A 19995-nucleotide genomic window follows, 5' to 3' on the forward strand; every position below is an offset into this window, starting at 1 on the left:
CGGCGGTGAGGTGCAGCAGATCCTTCGCCTCTTCCCCCGAGGCCGATGCCGCTTCCCCGACCGGCTGCTCGAGCTGGAAGCGGGCTGCCTCCTGCCGCAGCCGGGTGGCCTGGCGCGCCAGCGCCTCGGCGTGATGTCGCTCCTCGTTCGCGGCAGCGGTCTACTGCTCGATCGAGCCGACGAGCGCGACCAGCTTCCGGCACAGGAAGATGGCGGCTCCAGCCTCGACCGCGAGAATGACGGCATGCAGGACGATGCGGCCGAGATGGGACCCGCCGTGGAAGACATAGTGAGGCGCTGTCAGGCCGAGAACGAGGTGATGGCCCGCGACGACCGTGGCTGCCGTCACGATGGCGCGCCAGTCGCACAGGCCGATGAGCAGCGCCAGGACGGCGAGTTCCGCCAGCAGGACGGCGATGCCGGCCATCGCGCCGACGCTCAAGGTGAGGTGCAGCCACGGCGAGGTGCGACGCTGCTGCAGCGTGGCGACGAGGGCGATCGCGACGTCGATGATGGTACCGAGCAGGGTCGTTTCCGCATGCTGCGTCCATCCGACCAGAGCCGCGAGCGCGGCATGGAACCAGAGGAGGGCGACGAGGAGACAGGAGTGACCCGAGCGGATGGCGTGGAGGCTGATCATGGCCGAGAGCATTGCCGGTTGGTTCGAGTGGCCGGGGAAAGCCGTCCTTGGGCCCTGCCGGCGAGGAGAGCATCTCGACAGACTTATTATCTTTTTAGTTGAGATCGCTTTGCATGGACGGACTCCAACCGACAAAGTGTCGCAAGCCCGAGAATCACAGCCCGAGAGGCATCGACTGCTCTCGATCCAGTCGACGGGGAGAGCCGCTTTCTATCCTATAAGTTGACACAGGAAGAGAGATATGCGCCATTCGAGCCGTAGCCACACTGTCTCATGGTCGTCGCCATGCCCGATCTATCGCCGGAAGAAAGACTGGCCTGGCTGCAGCTCGCCCGCTGCGAGGGGGTCGGGCCGATCGGGTTCGCGGCACTGCTCGAGCGCCACGGCTCGGCGAAAGCGGTGCTCGCGGCGCTGCGGCAGCGGACCGGGACGGACGGGCGGCCGCCGCGCTTTCCGACGCAGGATGCGCTCGCGGCCGAGCTCGCGGCGCTGAAAGGGCTCGGCGGGCGGATGCTGGCGCAGCCGGAGGAGGATTATCCGGCGCTGCTCCGCGTTCTGCCGGACGCGCCGCCCGTGCTCGCCGTGCGCGGCGATGCCGGCCTCCTGCAGCGGCCGGCGGTGGCGATCGTGGGTGCACGCAATGCCAGCGGCAACGGCCGGCTCTTCGCGCGGGCGCTGGCGCGGGAGCTGGCAGAAGCGGGGCTGGTCGTGGTCTCCGGACTCGCGCGCGGGATCGACACGGCGGCACACGAAGGCGCGCTGCAGGCGGGCGGGGCGACGGTGGCGGTGATCGCGGCCGGGGTGGACGTGGCCTACCCGCCCGAGAACGAGGCGCTCATGGCGCGGATCGCGGCGGAAGCCGCCATCGTGAGCGAGCGGCCGCTCGGGGCGCAGGCACGGGCCAAGGACTTCCCGCGCCGGAACCGGGTGATCGCGGGGCTCACGTTCGGCATCGTCGTGGTCGAGGCGGCGCCGCAATCGGGCTCCCTGATCACGGCGAGGCTCGCTGCCGATTACGGACGCGAGGTGATGGCGGTGCCGGGCAGCCCGTTCGACCCGCGTCACAAGGGCACCAACCAGCTCCTGCGGGAGGGGGCGCACCTCGTCGAGAGCGCCGCCGACGTCCTGGCGGTGCTGCAGCCGCTCGTGGATCGCGAGCCGCCGATGCCGCGGCAGCAGCGCCGGGCGCGCTGCCCCGCCACGGCGGAACGGCCGAAGGCGGCATCCGAGCATCCGAGGACGAACCCGCCCGAAGCGCCGGATTCGCTCGCCGCGCGCGTGGCGCAAGCACTCGGGGCCGAGCCGCTCGCGGTTGACGAACTGATCCGCGAATGCGATGCACCGGCTCCGGACGTTCAGGCCGCCCTTCTGGAGCTCGAGCTGCTGGGGCGCATCGATCGTCATCCCGGCAACCGGGTCTCGCTGCGCGCCGGTTGACCGGGCCGCGCAAGGGAGCATCTAGAGGCCAGCGGGCGAACCTCGACCGGCGGGCCCGCACTTCGGAAATCGCGTGACCTATGGACGTCGTCGTCGTCGAATCGCCTGCCAAGGCCAAGACCATCGAGAAGTATCTGGGCGGAAACTACAAGGTCCTCGCGAGCTATGGTCACGTCCGCGACCTGCTCGACGAGGACGGTGCGGTCGAGCCCGAGAAGGACTTCGAGATGCACTGGCGTGTCCTCCAGCAGAAGAAGGACGCGCTGGAGCGGATCACCCAGGCGGTGAAGGCCGCCGATCGCCTGATCCTCGCGACCGACCCCGACCGCGAGGGCGAGGCGATCTCCTGGCATCTGCTCGAGGTCCTGGGCCAGAAGAAGGCTTTGAAGAACGTCAACGTGCAGCGCGCCGTGTTCTATGAGGTGACGAAGCCCGCCGTCACCGAGGCGGTGCAGCATGCACGCTCCCTGGACGAGCACCTGATCGACGCCTACCGCGCGCGCCGGGCGCTGGACTATCTCGTCGGCTTCAAGCTCTCGCCCGTGCTCTGGCGCAAGCTGCCGAAGTCGGGCTCCTCGGCCGGCCGGGTGCAGTCGGTGGCGCTCAGGCTGATCTGCGAGCGCGAGGCCGAGATCCAGGCCTTCGAGCCGATCGAGTACTGGACGGTGGAGGCGCTGCTCGAGAATCCCGAGGGCAAGCCCTTCAAGGCAAGGCTCACCCAGCTCGACGGCAAGCGGCTCGACAAGTTCGCGCTTCGCGACGAGGCGGCGGCGCGCCGCGCCGTGCGCGAGGTCGAGGCGCGCGATCTCTTGGTCGACCATGTCGAGAAGAAGCAGGTGAGCCGCAACCCGGCACCGCCCTTCAGCACCTCGACCCTGCAGCAGGAAGCCTCGCGCAAATTGGGCTTCTCGGCCGATCGCACCATGAAGACCGCACAGCGCCTGTTCGAGGGCGTCGACATCGGCGGCGAGACCGTGGGCCTGATCACCTACATGCGCACGGACAGCGTCCAGCTCTCGAGCGAGGCCTTGAGCGCCTGCCGCCGGCTGATCGGGCAGCGCTTCGGCGAGGACTATCTCCCGGAGAAGCCGCGGCAGTACAAGACCAAGACCAAGAACGCGCAGGAAGCCCACGAGGCGATCCGGCCGACCGACCTGTTCCGCATGCCCTCCGAGCTGCGCGGCCATCTCGGCGAGGACGAGCGCCGGCTCTACGAGCTGATCTGGAAGCGCACCGTGGCGAGCCAGATGGCGGCAGCATTGCTCGACCGGGTCACGGTCGACATCGGCTCGGCCGACGGGGTGGTGGGCCTGCGCGCGACCGGGCAGACGGTGGCGTTCGACGGCTTCCTCAAGCTCTACCAGGAGGGCCGGGACGATCCTTCCGGCGAGGAGGACGAGGAGGGCGCCATCCTGCCGCCGCTCGCCGTGGGCGATCCCACGCGGAAACGGGCGGTGACGCCGCTCCAGCACTTCACCGAGCCGCCGCCGCGCTTCACCGAGGCGAGCCTGGTCAAGAAGCTGGAGGAGCTCGGCATCGGCCGGCCCAGCACCTATGCCAGCATCATCTCGGTGCTCCAGAACCGCTCCTACGTCCGGCTCGAGCAGAAGCGCTTCGTGCCCGAGGACAAGGGCTGGCTCGTCAATGCCTTCCTGGTCGAGAAGTTCGGCCACTGGGTCGAGTACGGCTTCACCGCCCAGCTCGAGGACCAGCTCGACGACGTGGCGGCGGGTGCTTTGTTCTGGAAAGAGGTGCTGCGGCAGTTCTGGGAGCCGTTCAAGGCGCGGCTCGACGAGGTGAGCGAGCAGCGCCAGCGCGAGATCATCGATGCGCTCGACCATGCGCTGGGCCCGCTCCTCTTTCCGGGCAACGGCGAGAGCGATCCCAGGGAATGCCCGCGCTGCCACGAGGGGCGGCTGGGCCTCAAGCTCAGCGGCTTCGGGCCGTTCATCGGCTGCTCGCGCTACCCCGACTGCAACTACACCCGGCCGTTCACGGTGGGCAGCGACGGCGAGACCAGGATCGAGGCCGAGAGCGGCGACCGGCTGCTCGGCACCGAGCCCGCCTCGGGCGAGGAGGTCTGGCTGAAGATCGGCCGCTTCGGGCCCTACGTGCAGCAGGGTGCGGGCAAGAAGGCGAAGCGCAGCTCGCTGCCGGCCGGGGTAACGCCGGAGCAGGTGGACTTCGACCTCGCGCTGAAGCTGCTCTCGCTGCCACGCGAGGTCGGCAGGGACCCCGAGACGAAGGAGCCGATCCTGGCCGGCATCAACCGGTTCGGACCTTACGTCCAGCGGGGCAAGACCTATGTCCGGCTCGAGCCCGACGACGACGTGTTCACGATCGGCATGAACCGGGCGCTGGCGCTTCTGGCCGAGCCGCCCAAGGGCAGGCGCGCCGCGGCTGCTGCCGGACCTTTGCGCGAGCTCGGGCCGCATCCCGAGGACAACGAGCCGATCACGGTCCATGCCGGCCGGTTCGGACCTTACGTCAAGCACGGCAAGCTCAACGCCAGCCTGGCCAAGGGCATGACGCCCGAAACGCTCACGATCGAGCAGGCGATCCAGCTCCTCGCCCAGCGTGCCGAGAAGGTGGCGCAAGGCGGCGGGCGGCCGCCGCGCGTCAGGAAGATCTCGACGGCGAAAAAGAAGCCGGCGGCCGAGGCCAAGGCCGCGCCTACGCCGCGTAAGGCCAGCGCCGCAGGTGCCAGGCGGACGGCCGAGAAGCCGGCATCGCGGACGGCGGCCAAGGCCGAAGCGCCCGCCCCTCCTGCCCGCAAACGGTCCTGAGAGCCGCCCTCTTGGCCGTCCGCCGCCGGAGCGCCCTGCCGCCCCCGACCCGCGAGGAGGTCGTGCGCTTCCTCGAGCGGCACGGCGAGGGTCTCGGCCGCAACGAGATCCTGAAGGCACTCGCGCGCGAGCGCGGCGACCGGGCGATCGTCAAGGACATCCTGCGCGAGCTTGCGGCCGAAGGCCTGTTCGGCCGGCGCCGGCGCAAGGCGGCAGCGGGGACGGAAGAGGAGGCGGACAGGCCGCGCACGGCGGTGGTCGACGTCGCCGGCATCGACCACAACGGCGACCTCCTGCTCGAGCATCCGGAGCTGCCGCATCTGCGGATCGTGCTGCCGGCCGAGCGCCTGCGCGACATGGCGCCCGGTGTCGGCGACCGGCTGCTCGCCCGGCTCGTGCCCTCGGGTGAGGGCGAGCTGGAGGCACGACCGCTCCGGCTCCTGCCGCACCGGCCCACGAGCGTCACGGGCGTGGTCGAGGCGGCGCACGACGGCTATCGCATCCGCTCGGCGGACCGCCGGGCACGGGCCGAGTTCATGGTGGCGGCGAGTGAACTCGGCGGGGCCGACGTGGGCGATCTGGTCGTCGCCGAGATAGTGCCCAGCCGGCGGCTGGGCCTGGCACGCGCCCGGGTGAAGGAGCGGATCGGTCGGCCCGACGATCCGCGCGTCCTGAGTCTGATGACGGCGGTGGCCATGGGTCTGCCGATGACCTTTCCACCCGAGGCCGCAGCGCTGGCGGCGGCCGCCCGGCCGGTGGCGCTCGGCCGGCGCGAGGATCTGCGGCACGTCGATCTCGTCACGATCGACGGCGAGGACGCGCGCGACTTCGACGATGCGGTCTGGGCGGCACCCGACCCCAGCCCCGGGAATCCGGGTGGGCACACGCTCCTCGTCGCCATCGCGGACGTCGCGCATTATGTCCGGCCGAACGACGCGCTCGACCGCGAGGCCAGGAACCGCGGCAACTCGGTCTATTTCCCCGACCGCGTCATCCCGATGCTCCCCGAGGCGCTCTCGAACGATCTCTGCTCGCTGCGGCCGAACGAGGATCGGGCCTGCCTCGCGGTCTGGATCACGATCGACCGAAGGGGCGAGATCAAAAGCTGGCGGTTCTGCCGCGGGCTGATGCGCAGCCGCGCACGGCTCACCTACCGGCAGGTCCAGGCCGCCCGCGACGGCAACCCCGATGCGGTGACGGAGCCGCTGCTCGAGCCGGTGATCGGGCCGCTCTATGCGGCCTTCGAGCGGCTTCTGGAGGCACGGCACCGGCGCGGCACGATCGAGCTGGAGCTTCCCGAGCGGAAGATCGTGTTCGACGAGACGGGCCGCATCCATGGGGTGGAGGCACGCGAGCGCCTGGCCAGCCACATGCTGATCGAGGAGTTCATGATCGCGGCCAACGTGGCGGCGGCGCGCGAACTCGCCGAGCACGACCGGCCCTGCCTCTACCGCGTCCACGACAAGCCCGATCCCGTGAAGCTCGAAGCGCTCGCCCAGTTCCTCGAGCATCTGGGCATGCCCTGGAGCCGCACCGCGAAGCAGCCGGGCGACTTCACGCGCCTTTTGCGCAACCTCGCCGAGCACGAGCTGCGCGAGATGGTCTCGGCCTTCGTGCTCAGGAGCCAGGCACAGGCGGTCTACAGCCCGAGGAACATCGGTCATTTCGGCCTGCACCTGAAGCGCTACGCCCATTTCACCTCGCCGATCCGCCGCTACAGCGACCTCGTCGTTCACCGCGCCCTCATCCGGCACCTGGGGCTCGGCCCCGACGGGCTCCATCCTGCGATCGACGAAGCGCAGCTCGCGAGCTTGGGCGATCATCTCTCGCGCATGGAGCGCCGGGCGATGGAGGCCGAGCGGCGTGCGTTCGAGCGGCTGGTGGCGCAGTTCCTGGTCGAGCGGGTGGGGGCCGTGTTCCACGCCCAGGTCACCAGCGTGGTCTATTTCGGCCTGTTCGTGACGCTCGACGAGATCGGGGCCGAGGGCCTGGTTCCGGTCTCCACGCTGGGCGACGAGGCGTTCCTTCTGGACGAGCGGCACCAGGCCCTGGTCGGCCAGCGCACCGGCGAGAGCTTCGCGCTGGGCGATCGGGTCAAGGTGGAGCTGGTCGAGGCCGATCCGGTGCAGGGCACGCTCCTTTTCCGCCTCGAGGAGCACGAGCCCGGCCGGGGAGCGCAGCTCGCCAGCACCGCCTGGCGCAAGGCCGGGCCGCCCCGAAAAGGCAGCCTCCGGCGGATCGGCCGGTCGGCCAGGCCGCGGCGCCGACACTGAGCCGAGCCATGCCTCTCGTTCCGGCCGCATGGCGCGACCTCGCGCTCGTCATGGCGACGGCGACCCTCGTCGGCATGACGTTCTCGCTCGCCGTCCCGCTGCTCTCGCTCGTGCTCGAGCGGGAAGGGGTCGATCCGTTCGCGATCGGACTCAACACGGCGGCGGGCGGGCTCGGCATCTTCGTCGTGGCACCCTTCGTCGACCGGCTGGTGCGAAGGCTCGGCCCGGTGCGGTGCATACGCTCGGCCCTCGTCGTCACGGCCGGCTGCATGCTCGTCTTCCCCTTATGGGTCGAGCCCGTCTTCTGGGCACCGGTCCGGCTCGTCTTCGGCTGCGCCGGCGCGCTCCTGTTCGTGCTGAGCGAGGCTTCGGTGAACACGCTCGCCCCCAAGGGCTTACGCGGCCGCGTGCTCGGGCTCTACGCCACGCTCTTCAGCCTGGGCTTCGCCGCCGGACCACTCCTGCTGATGCTGGCGGGCAGCGAAGGCGTCCTGCCGTTCGCGCTGGCGAGCGCCCTCTTCCTGCTGGGTCTCGTTCCGGCTGCGTGCTTGCGCGCCGTCGAAGGTCGGATGCTGCCCGAAGGCCACGGCCGGCTCCGACTCCTCGACACCTGGCGCATCGCCCCCGTCGCCATGGCCGGCGTGTTCGTCTACGCGCTCCTCGAGAGCGCCCATTTCGCGCTGCTCCCGGTCTATGCCCTCGATCTCGGCACGGGCGAGCGGACGGCCGCCGCCCTCGTCGCCGTCTGGCTCTCCGGCAACATCCTCTTCCAGTACCCGGTGGGCTGGCTCGCCGACCGCTGGCAGCGGCAACGGGTCATGCTGGTCTGTGCAAGCCTCGCCGTGGCCGGGCTCCTGCTGGTGCCGCGGGCGGCAGGACACGTCTTCCTGCTCTGGCCGCTCCTCGTGCTCCTCGGCGGGGCGATGGGTGCGCTCTACACGCTCCCGCTGGTGCTGGTGGGCGAGCGCTTCCGCGGTGCCGATCTCACCAAGGCCAACACCGCCTTCGTGATGACCTTCCAGCTCGGCGCCATCGCCGGGCCGCCCTTCACGGGTGCGGTCATGGACACGGCCGGGAGCGCGAGCTTTCCGCTGGCACTGGTCCCACCTCTTCTGGTACTTCTCGCCGTGCTGCTCGTGGCCGGCCATGCCCGTGCCCCGGCATCGCAAGCCGATCCTTGACAGGCGGGCACGGCTCCGTATGGTGCGCCGCCAGCCTATTGCCGATTTCGAGGACTGCCGCCCATGGCGAAGCCCGCTACCGTGTTGATCAAGCTCGTCAGCTCGGCGGGGACCGGATACTTCTACACCACGAAGAAGAATCCCCGCAAAACCACCGAGAAGCTCACCTTGCGCAAGTACGACCCGAAGGCGCGCAAGCACGTCGAGTTCAAGGAAGCCAAGATCAAGTAGGCTCCGGGCCGGCGCGTCCGCGCCGCCCGCCGTCTCGCACGACGAAGGCCCGTGCCCCGGCGCGGGCTTTGTCGTTTCCCGACGCCCGATCGCGAAGCCGTGGATGATCGTTTCTATCTGTGGTAGATAAACCGGTCGTCGGCTGAGCGCGAGAATGACCGCATGCGCAACAGGTGGCGGATCGTCGGCCCGACGGCGGTCGGGTGCTCGCTTCTTCTGTCCGCCTTGCTTTCAGCATCGCCCGCTCGCGCTGAGGGAGGCGAACTTCCCATCCCGGCCTGGGACCGGCTGCCGTTCGCCATCCGCGACGGCCGGATCGCCACGGTCAGCGTGCACACCATCCCCTTCGCACCCGGCAGCCGGGAGCTGACCGCACCGGTCGAGGCGGCACTGCAGCGGTTCGTCGAGACGATCGCCACCGACTGCTTCCTCACGGCGCAGGCGATCGGTCATGTACGCCCCGAGACCGAAGCCGGGGGCGATGCGGTCGGGGCACAAGGGCTAGCCCAGGCGAGAAGCGAGCTCGTGAAGAAGCGCCTGGGCCGGGCGGGCCTTCCCGCCGACGCCGTGGCAGCGCTCTCGGACTACCGCTTCACGGTGCACGAGGCCGGGGTCACGCTCTGGATCTTCCGCCTGATCGAAGGCGAGGAATGCGGCGGGGTGGCTCTGGCACGGGCCGTGGATCCGCCAGCACCCCGTCCCGTGAAGCCGAAGGCGGCCGCGTCGCGCACCTTCCATCCCGCCACAGCGGCTCCCACACCGGCCCCCCCGGCGCCCCTCCCGCCGCCTGCCGCCGGTGCGCCCGTGGCCGGTGCCGAGATCCTGTTCGAGCCCAAGAACAGCCATCTTCCCGCAGGCGCCGAGGCGACGCTGAAGCGGTTCGTGAGCGGCCTCGGGAAGGGGCAGGGCTACCAGTTCGAGCTCGCGGCGACGGTGGACGAGCCCGCACCCGACGACGCCGATCCGGACGTCGCTCGTCGCTTCCAGCGCTGGCTCGCCGGGCGGCGGCTCGCGCGGATCACCGAATGGCTGCAGCGGAACGCCCCTTTCCGCGACGTGCGGGTGCGCGGTACGCTCGTCGAGGGCGCTCCTCCCGGCCGCGTCGCCGTCCGGGCGCATCTTCTTCTGCCGGCGCAGAGCGTGACCGGGGAGCCCGGAGCACCCATGAGCCCACGCGAGCAAGATGGCTCGGGGAAGAAGGATGGCGATCGCGATCGGGGTTGATCTCGGCGGCACCAAGATCGAGGCGGTGGCCTTGGACGAGGACGGACGGGAACTCCTGCGTCGCCGCCGGCCCACCCCGCCACCGCGCCGCGATGCCGTCCCGGACGCGATCGCCGGCCTCGTCCGCGAGGTCGAAGTCGAGCTCGGGCAGCGCTGCACGGTGGGTGTGGCCCATCCGGGCGCGATCTCGCCCGTGACGGGTCTCCTCAAGAACTGCAACATCACGGCCCTCAACGGCCGCCCGTTCGACCGGGAGCTCGCGGAGACGCTCGGCCGGCCGGTGGCGCTCGCCAACGACGCCAACTGCCTGGCGCTCTCGGAGGCCAGGGACGGAGCCGGCGCGGGTGCCGCCGTGGTCTTCGCCGCCATTCTCGGCACCGGTGTCGGCGGAGGCATCGTCGTCCACGGGCGCGTGCTCGGGGGCGCCAACGGCATCGCCGGCGAGTGGGGTCACAACCCCCTGCCGCAGCCGCTCGCAGACGAACGGCCGGGACCGGCCTGCTACTGCGGCCGGCACGGCTGCCTCGAGAACTGGCTTTCGGGCTACGGGCTCGCCATGGACCATCGCCGCCGCTTCGGCGAGAACCTCACCGCACCGGAGCTGATCGACCGTGCCAAGGCGGGCGACCATGCGGCGCTCACCACCTTGCGTCACTACGAGGACCGGCTGGCGCGAGCGCTCGCCGGTGTGATCAACATCCTCGATCCCGATGTGATCGTCCTGGGCGGTGGCCTCTCGAACGTGAGGCGGCTCTACGCCAACGTCGCCGTCCGCTGGCAGCGCTACGTCTTCTCCGACCAGGTGCGGACGAAGCTTCTGCCGCCGCTCCACGGCGACAGCTCGGGGGCGAGAGGTGCCGCCTGGCTCGGCCGCGAGCTCGCTGGCGCGAGCTGAGCCCGTGCTTCGTGGCGATCACTTGCAGACCGGCGGATCGAACGTTTCGAGCTGCTCGAGCTCGGCTTTCAGCGTGTAGTCGCCGTAATCGAGGGTGACGTCGTAGAAGACACCGTTCTCGGCGAGCTCGAACGTCATCTCGGATTCCGGCAGCATGTCCTCCTTGGCGAGCGGGAAGTAGGCGAGGCTCACCGGCCAGCGCCGCTCCGTTCCCCCGCCCGGCCGGGTCGCGGTTTTGGACTCGCCAATCGCCGCGGTCGCGATCATGAGCGCATCCTCGCCCGAGCCGTCGAACACCTGCCGGGTCACGAACCTCTCTCCCGCGCGGGCGGCCTCGATCAGCTCCTGCACGTGCTCGGTCGGGAAGATGGTGCCGGGCGGCAGCTCGACCTCCGTGCCCTTGGGCTGGCTGTAGCGGGCCTTGCCCTTGGCGCCGGGAGCATCGAGCCTGGCGAGGCCGCGGAATTCCTCCTGCAGCTCCCTGCCGTCGAACGAGCGGACATGGAAGCGGAGCTGGGTCTTGTCGCGCGATTCCCAGCTCGAGAAGCGGACGTCGTAGGTGAAGCCCGGGCCCTCCGCCGCCTCGGCCACGAATCCCAGCCGCTGCTGGCTGAGCCAGCCGTCGCAGGCGGCGCGGAACTCGAGCACGAGCCCGCCTCTCACCTGCGACAGCTTCGTGCTGCCCTCCGATCCGCCCAGGCTCAAGCGGTAGGCGGCCCGGTGCGACAGCAGCTCGACCGCCGGTGCCGCTTCGGCTACGGATCCATGGATCGCGAGGAGGACCAGGGCGGCAGCCGCCGGTCCCGCGAGAGGGGACGAAAAACGGAAGGTGCGATCCACGAACGGTTCACTCCGGTACATGACGGGGCCGCATGGCCTGGGATAAGAGATCGGCGCGCCGGGCTCGGAGAAACAGGGGGTCGAGGGACATGGCCAAACCCAGACTGTTCGTGACACGCCTCTTGCCGGATGCGGTCGAGGAGCGCATCCGCCGCGACTACGACGCCATCCTCAACCCCGAGGACCGGCCCTACACCCCGGACGACCTCGTCCGCCTGGCCGCCGGCGTGGACGGGATTCTCACCACCAGCGCCGAGAAGTGGCCGGCCGAGATCATCGCACGGCTGCCCGAACGGGTGCGGATCATCGCCTCGTTCTCGGTCGGCTACGAGCATATCGACCTCGAGGCCTGCCGCAAACGCGGCATCGTCGCGACCAACACGCCGGACGTGCTCACCGAGGCCACGGCCGACATCGCCATGCTGTGCCTGCTCGGCGCCGCGCGCCGCGCCTGGGAGGCCGAGACCATGCTGCGGCAGCGGCGCTGGGAGCGCTGGAAGTCGACCGAGCTTTTGGGCCTCGAGCTTTCGGGCCGCGTGCTCGGCATCGTCGGCATGGGGCGGATCGGGCTCGCGACCGCAAGGCGGGCTCGGGGTTTCGGCATGGTCATCCACTACCACAACCGCCGCCGGCTGCCCGCGGACAAGGAGGAAGGTGCCGTGTACCACGCGACGCTCGAGGAGCTGTTGCCGCACTGCCACTTCCTGTCGCTCAACGCCCCGGGAGGTGCGGAGACCCATCACCTTCTCGACGCGCGGACGATCGAGCTCCTTCCGCAAGGTGCCGTCGTCGTCAACACCGCCCGCGGCACGCTGATCGACGACGAGGCGCTGATCGCCGCCTTACGATCGGGCCGCCTGTTCGCGGCCGGCCTCGACGTCTTTGCCGGCGAGCCGAACATCCATCCCGGCTATTACGATCTGCCGAACTGCTTTCTCCTGCCGCACATCGGCAGCGCCACGATCGAGACCAGGAACGCCATGGGCTTTCGCGCGCTCGACAATCTCGACGCGTTCTTCGCCGGCCGGCCGGCGCCGGATGCCTTGACCTGAGCCGGTCGAGCAGGGTGCCACTTATTAGACGGTCCAGGCCGCGTCTCCTCGCGATCGCCGCGGTGGCGGCGGTCCCGATCCTCCTGTTCGCGGCGACGCTCGCCTACCGGAGCATCGCCGCCGAGCGCGCCTCGCTCGAGGAGAAGCAGTGGCGCGCGTCGCGCGACTCGCTGGCTGTGGTCGACACGACCCTCGGCCGCGAGCTCGCGGCGCTCGAAGCGCTCGCAGCCTTCGTGGCGGAAGAAGGAGGTGCCCCCGCCGCGATCCGGAGTGGTCCGGCGGACCACCTGCGGGGACAGCACGGCTGGCGGGGAATCGCGCTGATCGAGGCGGACGCCAGTGAGGTCGTGGCCGGTGTGGGCGATCTCGGGCGGGCTCCGGGAATACTCGCCGAGCTGACGACGATCCGGCAGCCCACCGCCGCGATCCTGCCCCGCGACGTCGCGGACTCCTTGCCGCCACTGGTTCTCGCGGCACCGGTGCCGGGCAGCGGGGAGAAAGGGCGCGTGCTGGTGGCGAGCCTCGATTCCGCCGTGCTGAGCGACCTCCTGGAACGCTCGGCCGTGCCCGAGGGCTGGACGGTCGCCGCGATCGACGGCCAGTTCCGGATCGCCGGGCGCAACCGCAACCGCGAGATCTATGTCGGCACCCCGATCACGCCTTCGCTACGGGCCGAGATCGAGCGCGCGCAGGCGGGCTACTTCTTCTCGCTCAACAAGGAGGGCGATCGGGTCTACACTTTGTTCACGCGCTCGCCTGCTACCGGCTGGACCGTCGCGATCGGAGCGCCGGCGGCGGTGGTCGAGCAGCCGCTGTTCCTGCTGCGGCTCTCGCTCCTCGGAGCAGGCGGCAGCACCGTGTTGATCGCGGGCCTGCTCGCCTTCTTCCTCGTGCGCAATCACGAGCGGCGGCAGGCGGCGGAGGTGCAGCTCGCGGCGCTCACCGCCGAAGCGGCGACCGAGCGGCGCCTGTCCGAGATCGCCGCCAACCTTCCCGGCGTCATCTACCGTCGCGTCCTTCACCCCGACGGCACGGTGAGCTATCCCTTCGTGAGCGGCGGGGTCGAGCGGCTGTTCCACGATTCGGCGGAGGATCTGCGCCGGCCGCGGCCGCTGGCCGAGCTCGGCGACGTCGTTCGCTACCAGCAGAGCGCGGATGTCGGCCGAGAGATGCTGCGCTCGGCCGAGACGCTGACACCCTACGAGGTCGAGGGAACGGTCCTCACCAAGGACGGCGAGGTGCGCTGGATACGGAGCATGGCGCTCCCGCACCGGGGCGAGGACGGGTCCGTCGTCTGGGACGGCGTCATCCTCGACATCACCGCGGAAAAGGAGGCGGACGAGCAGAAGCGCGTCCTCATGGCGGAGCTCGATCATCGCGTGCGCAACACGCTGGCGCTGGTACAGGCGCTCGCTTCCGCCACGCTGCCCCAAGGTCCGGAACGCGAAACCTATTTCGGGCGGCTGAAGGCGCTGGCTCATGCCCACACCCTCCTGGCCGAGACCCGCTGGAAAGGAGCGAGCCTCGCCCGGATCGTGGCGACCGAGCTGGCGCCCTATGGTGGCCGGGCCACCGGACCGCCGCGCACCGTCATCGCCGGTCCCGATGTGATGCTGCGGCCCGAGGCGGCGCAGGCTCTGGTGCTGGTGCTGCACGAGCTCGTGACCAACGCCGCCAAGCACGGCGCCCTTTCCGCTCCGCAAGGCCGGGTCGAACTGTCGTGGACGACGGAGCCCGGCCCGAAAGGCTCCTGGCTGACGCTGGTCTGGATCGAGAGCGGTGGCCCGAAGGTCGAGCCACCCACCCGGCAGGGCTTCGGGCGGATGCTGATCGTGCACAGCATCCGGCACAGCCTCGGCGGCGAGACCACCCTCGACTTCCGTCCCGAAGGGCTGCGCTGCGCGATCCGCCTGCCGCTCGGCTGCACGGCCGAGACGTGAGGCTTCAGCGCGCCGTCCGCGTCACCCCCTTCAGGCCACGCAGCCAGGCCTGCGCTTGCGCGACCCAGCCCTCGGGCACGAGATGACCACCCGGATGCAGGCACAAGCGCAGCTCGCGGCCGCTCGTGCAGCGGTCCCAGACCGAGCAGCGCTGTCCGGACGGGCCGTCGGTCGTCCGGTCCGGAGCGCTCCCGCAGCCGTCGAGCGCACGCAAGGTCGCGAGCCCGTCCTCCACACCGACGAGCCGGATCGGATCGTCGGGCGGGGTTCCGTCGATCGGAACCACCGTATCCGCGAGCCCGTGGATCTGGAGCAGGTCGACGGGTCCGGTCGGGCAGCTTGCGGGCAGAGGCTCGCGGAACGTGCCGGCGATCACGACGAAGCCGGCATAGCCCCCGCCGCGCCGGCAGGCGAGCTCGAGGGTGAGGATGCCGCCGGCCGAGAAGCCGCTCGCGAGCAGCCGGCCGGGATCGGCATGGAAGCGGTGGACGAGATCGGCACGCAGCGCATCGCTGAAAGCGATCTCGTCGCGGCCGCGCGGTGTCGGCCGGTCGCGGCCCCAGCCCGGCCCGAGCGAATCGGGCAGGACCAGAAGCACGCCGGCCATGGCGAAAGGCCTCGTGAAATCCGGATCCTGTGCCAGCTCCAGCGCCTTCATCCCGTAGCCGTGGAAGAAGATCATGGTCGGCAACGGCGTGTCGCCGTTCCAGCCGGGCGGCGGCAGAGCATAGTAGCCGCCACCCGGAATCGCGCACGGATCGAGGCCGGGGCAGGCAACGGCCGACCAGGGAGCCCCGAGCGTGCCGCCCAGCACGAGAGCAGTCGCGGCCGACCGGAATCGGAAATCGCCTCTCGCCTGTCCTGACATCGATTCCACCTTGCCGAGAGGGCACCTGCCCCGTAGCACGGAAACGGGATCACCCGCATGCCCGCGGTGATCACGATCGGTGGCGCCGGCCGGCATCGCCAGCCGATGGCGGCTATGCTCCAGGCCCTGCGCCCGCTCCTGCCTCCATTCCCCAGCAAGAAAGGCCGCCGCATGCCGCACGACGCGCCCCTCATCACCACGCTGGCCGGAGGCATCGTGCTGGCTTTTCTCTTGGGTGCTCTGGCCAATCGCCTGCGGATCTCGCCGATCGCGGGCTATCTCCTGGCCGGCATCGCGGTCGGCCCGTTCACGCCGGGCTTCGTCGCCGACACCGAGCTGGCGCCGCAGCTCGCCGAGGTCGGCGTCATCCTGCTCATGTTCGGCGTCGGGCTGCATTTCTCGCTCGAGGATCTCCTTTCGGTGAAGGGAATCGCGATTCCGGGCGCCGTCGTGCAGATCGCGGCCGCGACGGCACTGGGCGTCGGTCTGGCCGAGCTCATGGGCTGGTCGCTCGGTGCGGGCCTCGTGTTCGGCCTGTGCCTTTCGGTCGCGAGCACGGTCGTGCTGCTCCGCGCGCTCGAGGAGCGCGGGCTGGTCGAGACCCGGCGCGGCCGCATCGCCGTGGGCTGGCTGATCGTCGAGGATCTCGCCATGGTGGTGGCGCTCGTAATTCTACCGGCGCTGGCGGGCTCGCTCGACGGCGGTGGCCCTGGAACGTTGGCGGAGCGTCTGGCCGACCCCGGCCTCTGGCTCGCTCTGGCGCTGACGCTCGGCAAGGTGGCGCTGTTCGTCGCCATCATGCTCGTGGTCGGCCGGCGAGCGATCCCGTGGCTTCTGGCCCGCATCGTCCTGACCGGCTCGCGCGAGCTGTTCACGCTGGCGATCCTCGCGGTGGCGCTGGGGGTGGCGTTCGCCGCCGCCGAGCTGTTCGGCGCCTCGTTCGCGCTCGGCGCCTTCTTCGCCGGCATGGTCTTGAGCAGCTCCGATCTCAGTCACGATGCGGCCGAAGAGATCCTGCCGCTGCGCGACGCGTTCGCCGTCCTGTTCTTCGTCTCGGTCGGGATGCTGTTCGATCCGCTGGTGCTGGTGCAGCAGCCTCTGCCGGTGCTGGCGGTGGTGCTCACGATCGTGGTCGGCAAGTCGCTGGCCGCACTCCTGATCGTGCTGGCCTTCGGCCACTCCTTGCGCACGGCGCTCACCGTCTCGGTGAGCCTGGCTCAGGTGGGCGAGTTCTCCTTCATTCTGGCTGGTCTGGGCATGAGCCTCGGTCTCCTGCCCAAGGAGGGCCAGGATCTGATCCTGGCCGGCGCCATCGTCTCGATCCTGCTCAACCCGGTGCTGTTCGGGCTCCTGGGCCGGCTCGAGCCCTGGCTCGAGGCGCGCTCGCTCCGCGCCGCCATGGAGGCGGAGCCGGTCGCCACCCCGGTGGCGCTCGACCTCGCGGGCCATGTGATCGTCGTCGGCTACGGTCGGGTGGGAAGGCGTGCGGCGCAGGCCCTGGCTGCGCGCGGCCTGCCGTTCGTGGTCGTGGAACGCCGGGCAGAACTTTTAGGCGGCGCGCCGGAGCGACCGGGCGGACGGGCGATCGTCGGCGGTGCGGAGCGGCCGGAAACCCTTTCCGCTGCCGGCATCCGGCAGGCGCACGCGATCCTGGTGGCGATCCCGAACGGCTACGAGGCCGGCCGCATCGTGACGCTGGCTCGCGAGCTCAACCCGGCCATCGCGGTGATCGCCCGCGCCCACTCCGACGCGGAAGCGGAGCACTTGCGCGAGCAGGGCGCCCAGACCGTGCTCCTGGCCGAGCACGAGCTGGCGGATCGCATGGTGACGCTCGCCGCCGGCGACCGCGTGGAAGGGGCGGATCGGCAGACCGTGGCGGCGGCATAGCGCGGAATCGTAGCTTTACGGTTCATGCACCGGAATCGTGGAACCCAGCCTCCTTGCCCGGCGGATCAAGCCGGCATCGAACGGCGCGAAGCTCTCGGCAGGCGCAGCCGAGGCCAGATGCAGCGAATCGGCGAAGTCGAGGCCCTGTTTGTACCAGGCGAGCGCTCGGGTCACCGTGCCGGCCTCGTCGACGGGCAGGCAGGGCAGACCCAGCGTCGCTCGCGGATCTCCTTGGGGACGATCAACTGCCCCGTGGCGGAAAGGCGGGTTCCGGCCATGACGTGCCCCCGGTAAGATACCAGCCGTCAGGATCATCGCCATGCCTCGCAGGAAGGGCGGGCAGCGGCTCAGCGACCACGCCTGGCCTCCACCACCGTGCGGGCGAGCCGTTCGGCGGCGGCGCGCGGCTCGTCCGCGGCGCAGATCGCCGAGACGACCGCGATTCCGTCCGCACCGGCGCGGACGACCTCGGCGGCATTGCCTTCCGCGATGCCGCCGATGGCGACGATGGGGAGCGTCGTGGCAGCGCGGGCGGCGGCAAGGCCCGCGAGACCCATCGCAGGGGCAGCGTCCTCCTTGGTGGCGGTCGCGAAGATCGGGCCGACGCCGAGATAGTCGACCAGGGCGGGATCGACACTGCCGAGCTGGACCGGGTCGGTGATACTGAGGCCCAGGATGGCGCGCTCGCCGAGCCGGGCCCGCGCCTCGGCCGGCGGCGCGTCGGACTGGCCGACATGGATGCCGTCGGCGCCGCAGGCGAGCGCCACGTCGAGCCGGTTGTTGACGATGAGAGGCACGTCCGCAGGTGCCAGCAGCGCCTTGAGGCGGCGGCCGATCGCGACCAGCTCGGCCGCGGGCGTGACGTCGTCGCGAAGCTGAACCAGCGTGACGCCACCCGCGACCGCGTCTGCGACCACGCGCTCGATGCCGAGCCGGGCGCACATCGCCCGGTCGGTGACGAGATAGAGATCGAGGGCGAAGCGGCGTCTCATGCGATCCGCGCCAGCCGTGCCGCGGTGGGACCGTCGAGCGAGCCCAACGCATCGAGGAGAGCCGCAACGAAACTGCCGCAGCCCTGGGCGATCTCGGCCGCGCGCTCGGCGGCAATGCCATAGGCCGCGATCGCGCCGGCGGTGGCCTCGAGCGGGTCAGGGAGCACGGCGGCCCAGGCCCCGATCAGAGCGGTGAGCGCGCAGCCCGAGGCGGTGGTGCGGGTGAGCAGCGGATGGCCGTTCGCGATCCGAAACGTGCGGCTGCCGTCGGTGACGAGGTCGACCGCACCGGTGACGGCGACGACCGCACGGGCGCGGCTGGCGAGCGCCATCGCCGCCTCGGCGGCCGCATCGCTGCCCGCGGTGCTGTCCACCCCCTTGCCGCCGCTCGCACCCCGCTCGAGGGCCAGGATCTCGGACGCATTGCCGCGCACGATCCGGGGCCGGCCGGCGAGGAGGCGGGCCGCGATCTCGCGCCGGTAGGCGGTGGCACCCGCGCCTACGGGGTCGAGCACCCAGGGCTTCCCCGCGGTGCGAGCACCCGCGACGGCGGCTTCGGCCCCCTCCACCCAGTCGCGGGTGAGGGTACCCATGTTGACGACGAGCGCACCCGAGAGGGCCGCGAGCTCGCCCGCCTCCTCGGGGGCCGCCGACATGATCGGCGAAGCGCCGGCCGCGATCAGCACGTTGGCGGAAAGCGTCATCGCGACCAGGTTGGTGACGTTGTGGACGAGCGGGGCCTCGCGGCGCACCCGCTCGACCCCTTCGGCGACGAAGCCGGTCATGGTTGCTTCTCCGCGAGCAGGTCGACGGCGTAGCTCGCGACCGGCGGCTCGGCCTTCAGCAGTCCCTGCGCCTTCAGGAAGACGGCGAACCGCCGGTAGCGGCCGTCGTCGAGGGCGGCCGGGCTGTGGGCGAGACGAGGAAGGGTGGCGTTCCAGGCCCGGTGGTTGAGCTCGTCGTCGAGCGCCTTGTCGGTGGCCTTGAACAGGTTCCAGGCCTCGTCCGGGTGGTTCAGGGTCCAGAGCGTCGCCTGCTCGACCGCGGCGAGGAAGCGGCGCAGCTCGGGCCGGGCGAGGCCGTCTTTATGCGCGACATAGATCAGCTCGTCATAGGCCGGCACCCCTTCCTCCTCGGGATAGAAAGCGCGGCCGGGATGGCCGGCGAGGTCCATCTGGTTGAGCTCGAAATTGCGAAAGGCGCCGATCACGCCGTCGACCTGGCCCGCGATCACCGAGGGCGAGAGCGAGAAGTTGACGTTGACGAGCTCGACGTCGTCGAGCTTCAGGCCATGTCTGGCGAGCATGGCGCCCAGGAGCGCATCCTCGAAGCCGCCGACGGAGAAGCCGACCTTCCGCCCCTTCAGATCCTCGATCCGCTTTACCGGACCGTCCTTCAGGACGACGAGGCTGTTGAGCGGGGTGGCGACGAGCGTGCCGATCCGGACCAGCGGCAGGCCCTCCTGCACCTGAAGATGGAGCTGCGGCTGGTAGGAGACCGCGATGTCGGCCTGCTTCGCCGCGACGAGCTTGGGCGGGTCGTTGGGATCGGCCGGGGCGACGAGCTCGACGTCGAGCCCTTCGCCCTCGAAGAAGCCCTTCTCGCGGGCGACGACGAGCGGCGCGTGATCGGGGTTCACGAACCAGTCGAGGACGACGGTGAGCTTGTCGGCCGCCGCGGCGGGAAGAGCCGCGAGACACAAGGCGAGAGCGAATGCCAGGCGTTTCGTGATAATGGCTGATGCCATTC

At 70.6% G+C, this 19995-nt stretch carries 17 protein-coding genes; 10 read left to right on the top strand and 7 right to left on the bottom strand.

What is annotated here, in order from left to right:
* Positions 1–160 precede the first annotated feature (160 nt).
* Positions 161–640 (bottom strand): hypothetical protein, encoded by a 480-nt coding sequence (locus U1T56_RS05995; RefSeq protein WP_418158532.1) that lies wholly within the window; start codon positions 638–640, stop codon positions 161–163.
* A gap of 285 nt (positions 641–925) precedes the next feature.
* On the opposite strand from U1T56_RS05995, the gene dprA reads away from it, so the two are divergent.
* The 7 genes from dprA to U1T56_RS06030 all read left to right on the top strand — a co-directional run bounded on the left by dprA (position 926) and on the right by U1T56_RS06030 (position 10667).
* A complete protein-coding gene (dprA, locus tag U1T56_RS06000) occupies positions 926–2077 on the top strand; it encodes a DNA-processing protein DprA (RefSeq protein ID WP_418158533.1) in 1152 nt (383 codons plus the stop codon).
* Between the two features lie 80 nt (positions 2078–2157).
* Positions 2158–4863 carry a type I DNA topoisomerase gene (gene topA / locus U1T56_RS06005; protein WP_418158534.1) on the top strand — a complete coding sequence of 902 codons (2706 nt, stop codon included), beginning with the start codon at positions 2158–2160 and terminating at the stop codon, positions 4861–4863.
* An 11-nt stretch (positions 4864–4874) separates the two neighbouring features.
* Positions 4875–7136, top strand: coding sequence for a ribonuclease R (gene rnr, locus U1T56_RS06010; protein ID WP_418158535.1), 2262 nt, complete (start codon positions 4875–4877; stop codon positions 7134–7136).
* Positions 7137–7144: 8 nt separating this feature from the next.
* The gene (locus U1T56_RS06015; protein WP_418158536.1) at positions 7145–8317 is read left to right on the top strand and encodes an MFS transporter; all 1173 of its coding nucleotides are present in this window, start codon (positions 7145–7147) and stop codon (positions 8315–8317) included.
* Positions 8318–8380: 63 nt separating this feature from the next.
* The gene (gene rpmG, locus U1T56_RS06020) at positions 8381–8548 is read left to right on the top strand and encodes a 50S ribosomal protein L33 (RefSeq protein WP_418158537.1); all 168 of its coding nucleotides are present in this window, start codon (positions 8381–8383) and stop codon (positions 8546–8548) included.
* A gap of 162 nt (positions 8549–8710) precedes the next feature.
* Positions 8711–9772 (top strand): OmpA family protein, encoded by a 1062-nt coding sequence (locus U1T56_RS06025; protein WP_418158538.1) that lies wholly within the window; start codon positions 8711–8713, stop codon positions 9770–9772.
* A complete protein-coding gene (locus U1T56_RS06030) occupies positions 9756–10667 on the top strand; it encodes an ROK family protein (RefSeq protein ID WP_418158601.1) in 912 nt (303 codons plus the stop codon). The genes U1T56_RS06025 and U1T56_RS06030 overlap by 17 nt, the downstream gene beginning before the upstream one ends.
* Before the next feature lie 18 nt (positions 10668–10685).
* On the opposite strand, the gene U1T56_RS06035 is transcribed toward U1T56_RS06030, so the two are convergent.
* Positions 10686–11507, bottom strand: a complete 822-nt coding sequence (locus U1T56_RS06035; protein ID WP_418158539.1) for an EipB family protein — start codon at positions 11505–11507, stop codon at positions 10686–10688.
* A gap of 89 nt (positions 11508–11596) precedes the next feature.
* Between U1T56_RS06035 and U1T56_RS06040 the strand changes: the two genes are divergently transcribed.
* Positions 11597–12559, top strand: coding sequence for a 2-hydroxyacid dehydrogenase (locus U1T56_RS06040; protein WP_418158540.1), 963 nt, complete (start codon positions 11597–11599; stop codon positions 12557–12559).
* A gap of 62 nt (positions 12560–12621) precedes the next feature.
* Positions 12622–14499 carry an HWE histidine kinase domain-containing protein gene (locus U1T56_RS06045; protein WP_418158541.1) on the top strand — a complete coding sequence of 626 codons (1878 nt, stop codon included), beginning with the start codon at positions 12622–12624 and terminating at the stop codon, positions 14497–14499.
* Positions 14500–14503: 4 nt separating this feature from the next.
* Here the strand turns inward: U1T56_RS06045 and U1T56_RS06050 are convergent, their stop codons facing one another.
* A complete protein-coding gene (locus U1T56_RS06050; RefSeq protein WP_418158542.1) occupies positions 14504–15367 on the bottom strand; it encodes a CE1 family esterase in 864 nt (287 codons plus the stop codon).
* A 171-nt stretch (positions 15368–15538) separates the two neighbouring features.
* Here U1T56_RS06050 and ybaL point away from each other — a divergent pair, with 171 nt between their 5' ends.
* The gene (gene ybaL, locus U1T56_RS06055; protein ID WP_418158602.1) at positions 15539–17254 is read left to right on the top strand and encodes a YbaL family putative K(+) efflux transporter; all 1716 of its coding nucleotides are present in this window, start codon (positions 15539–15541) and stop codon (positions 17252–17254) included.
* Between the two features lie 15 nt (positions 17255–17269).
* Here the strand turns inward: ybaL and U1T56_RS06060 are convergent, their stop codons facing one another.
* Genes U1T56_RS06060 through U1T56_RS06075 form a run of 4 tightly spaced genes read right to left on the bottom strand, consistent with a single transcriptional unit; the run spans position 17270 to position 19993 of the window.
* Complete coding sequence (locus U1T56_RS06060) at positions 17270–17575, bottom strand: PIN domain-containing protein (protein ID WP_418158543.1); 306 nt, start codon at positions 17573–17575, stop codon at positions 17270–17272.
* Between the two features lie 26 nt (positions 17576–17601).
* Complete coding sequence (thiE, locus tag U1T56_RS06065; protein WP_418158544.1) at positions 17602–18246, bottom strand: thiamine phosphate synthase; 645 nt, start codon at positions 18244–18246, stop codon at positions 17602–17604.
* A complete protein-coding gene (gene thiM, locus U1T56_RS06070; protein WP_418158545.1) occupies positions 18243–19031 on the bottom strand; it encodes a hydroxyethylthiazole kinase in 789 nt (262 codons plus the stop codon). The genes thiE and thiM overlap by 4 nt, the downstream gene beginning before the upstream one ends.
* Complete coding sequence (locus tag U1T56_RS06075) at positions 19028–19993, bottom strand: ABC transporter substrate-binding protein (protein WP_418158546.1); 966 nt, start codon at positions 19991–19993, stop codon at positions 19028–19030. The genes thiM and U1T56_RS06075 overlap by 4 nt, the downstream gene beginning before the upstream one ends.
* Positions 19994–19995 lie beyond the last annotated feature (2 nt).

The sequence above is a fragment of the Benzoatithermus flavus genome, assembly GCF_037908215.1.
GTDB classification, from domain to species: Bacteria; Pseudomonadota; Alphaproteobacteria; order Geminicoccales; family Geminicoccaceae; genus Benzoatithermus; species Benzoatithermus flavus.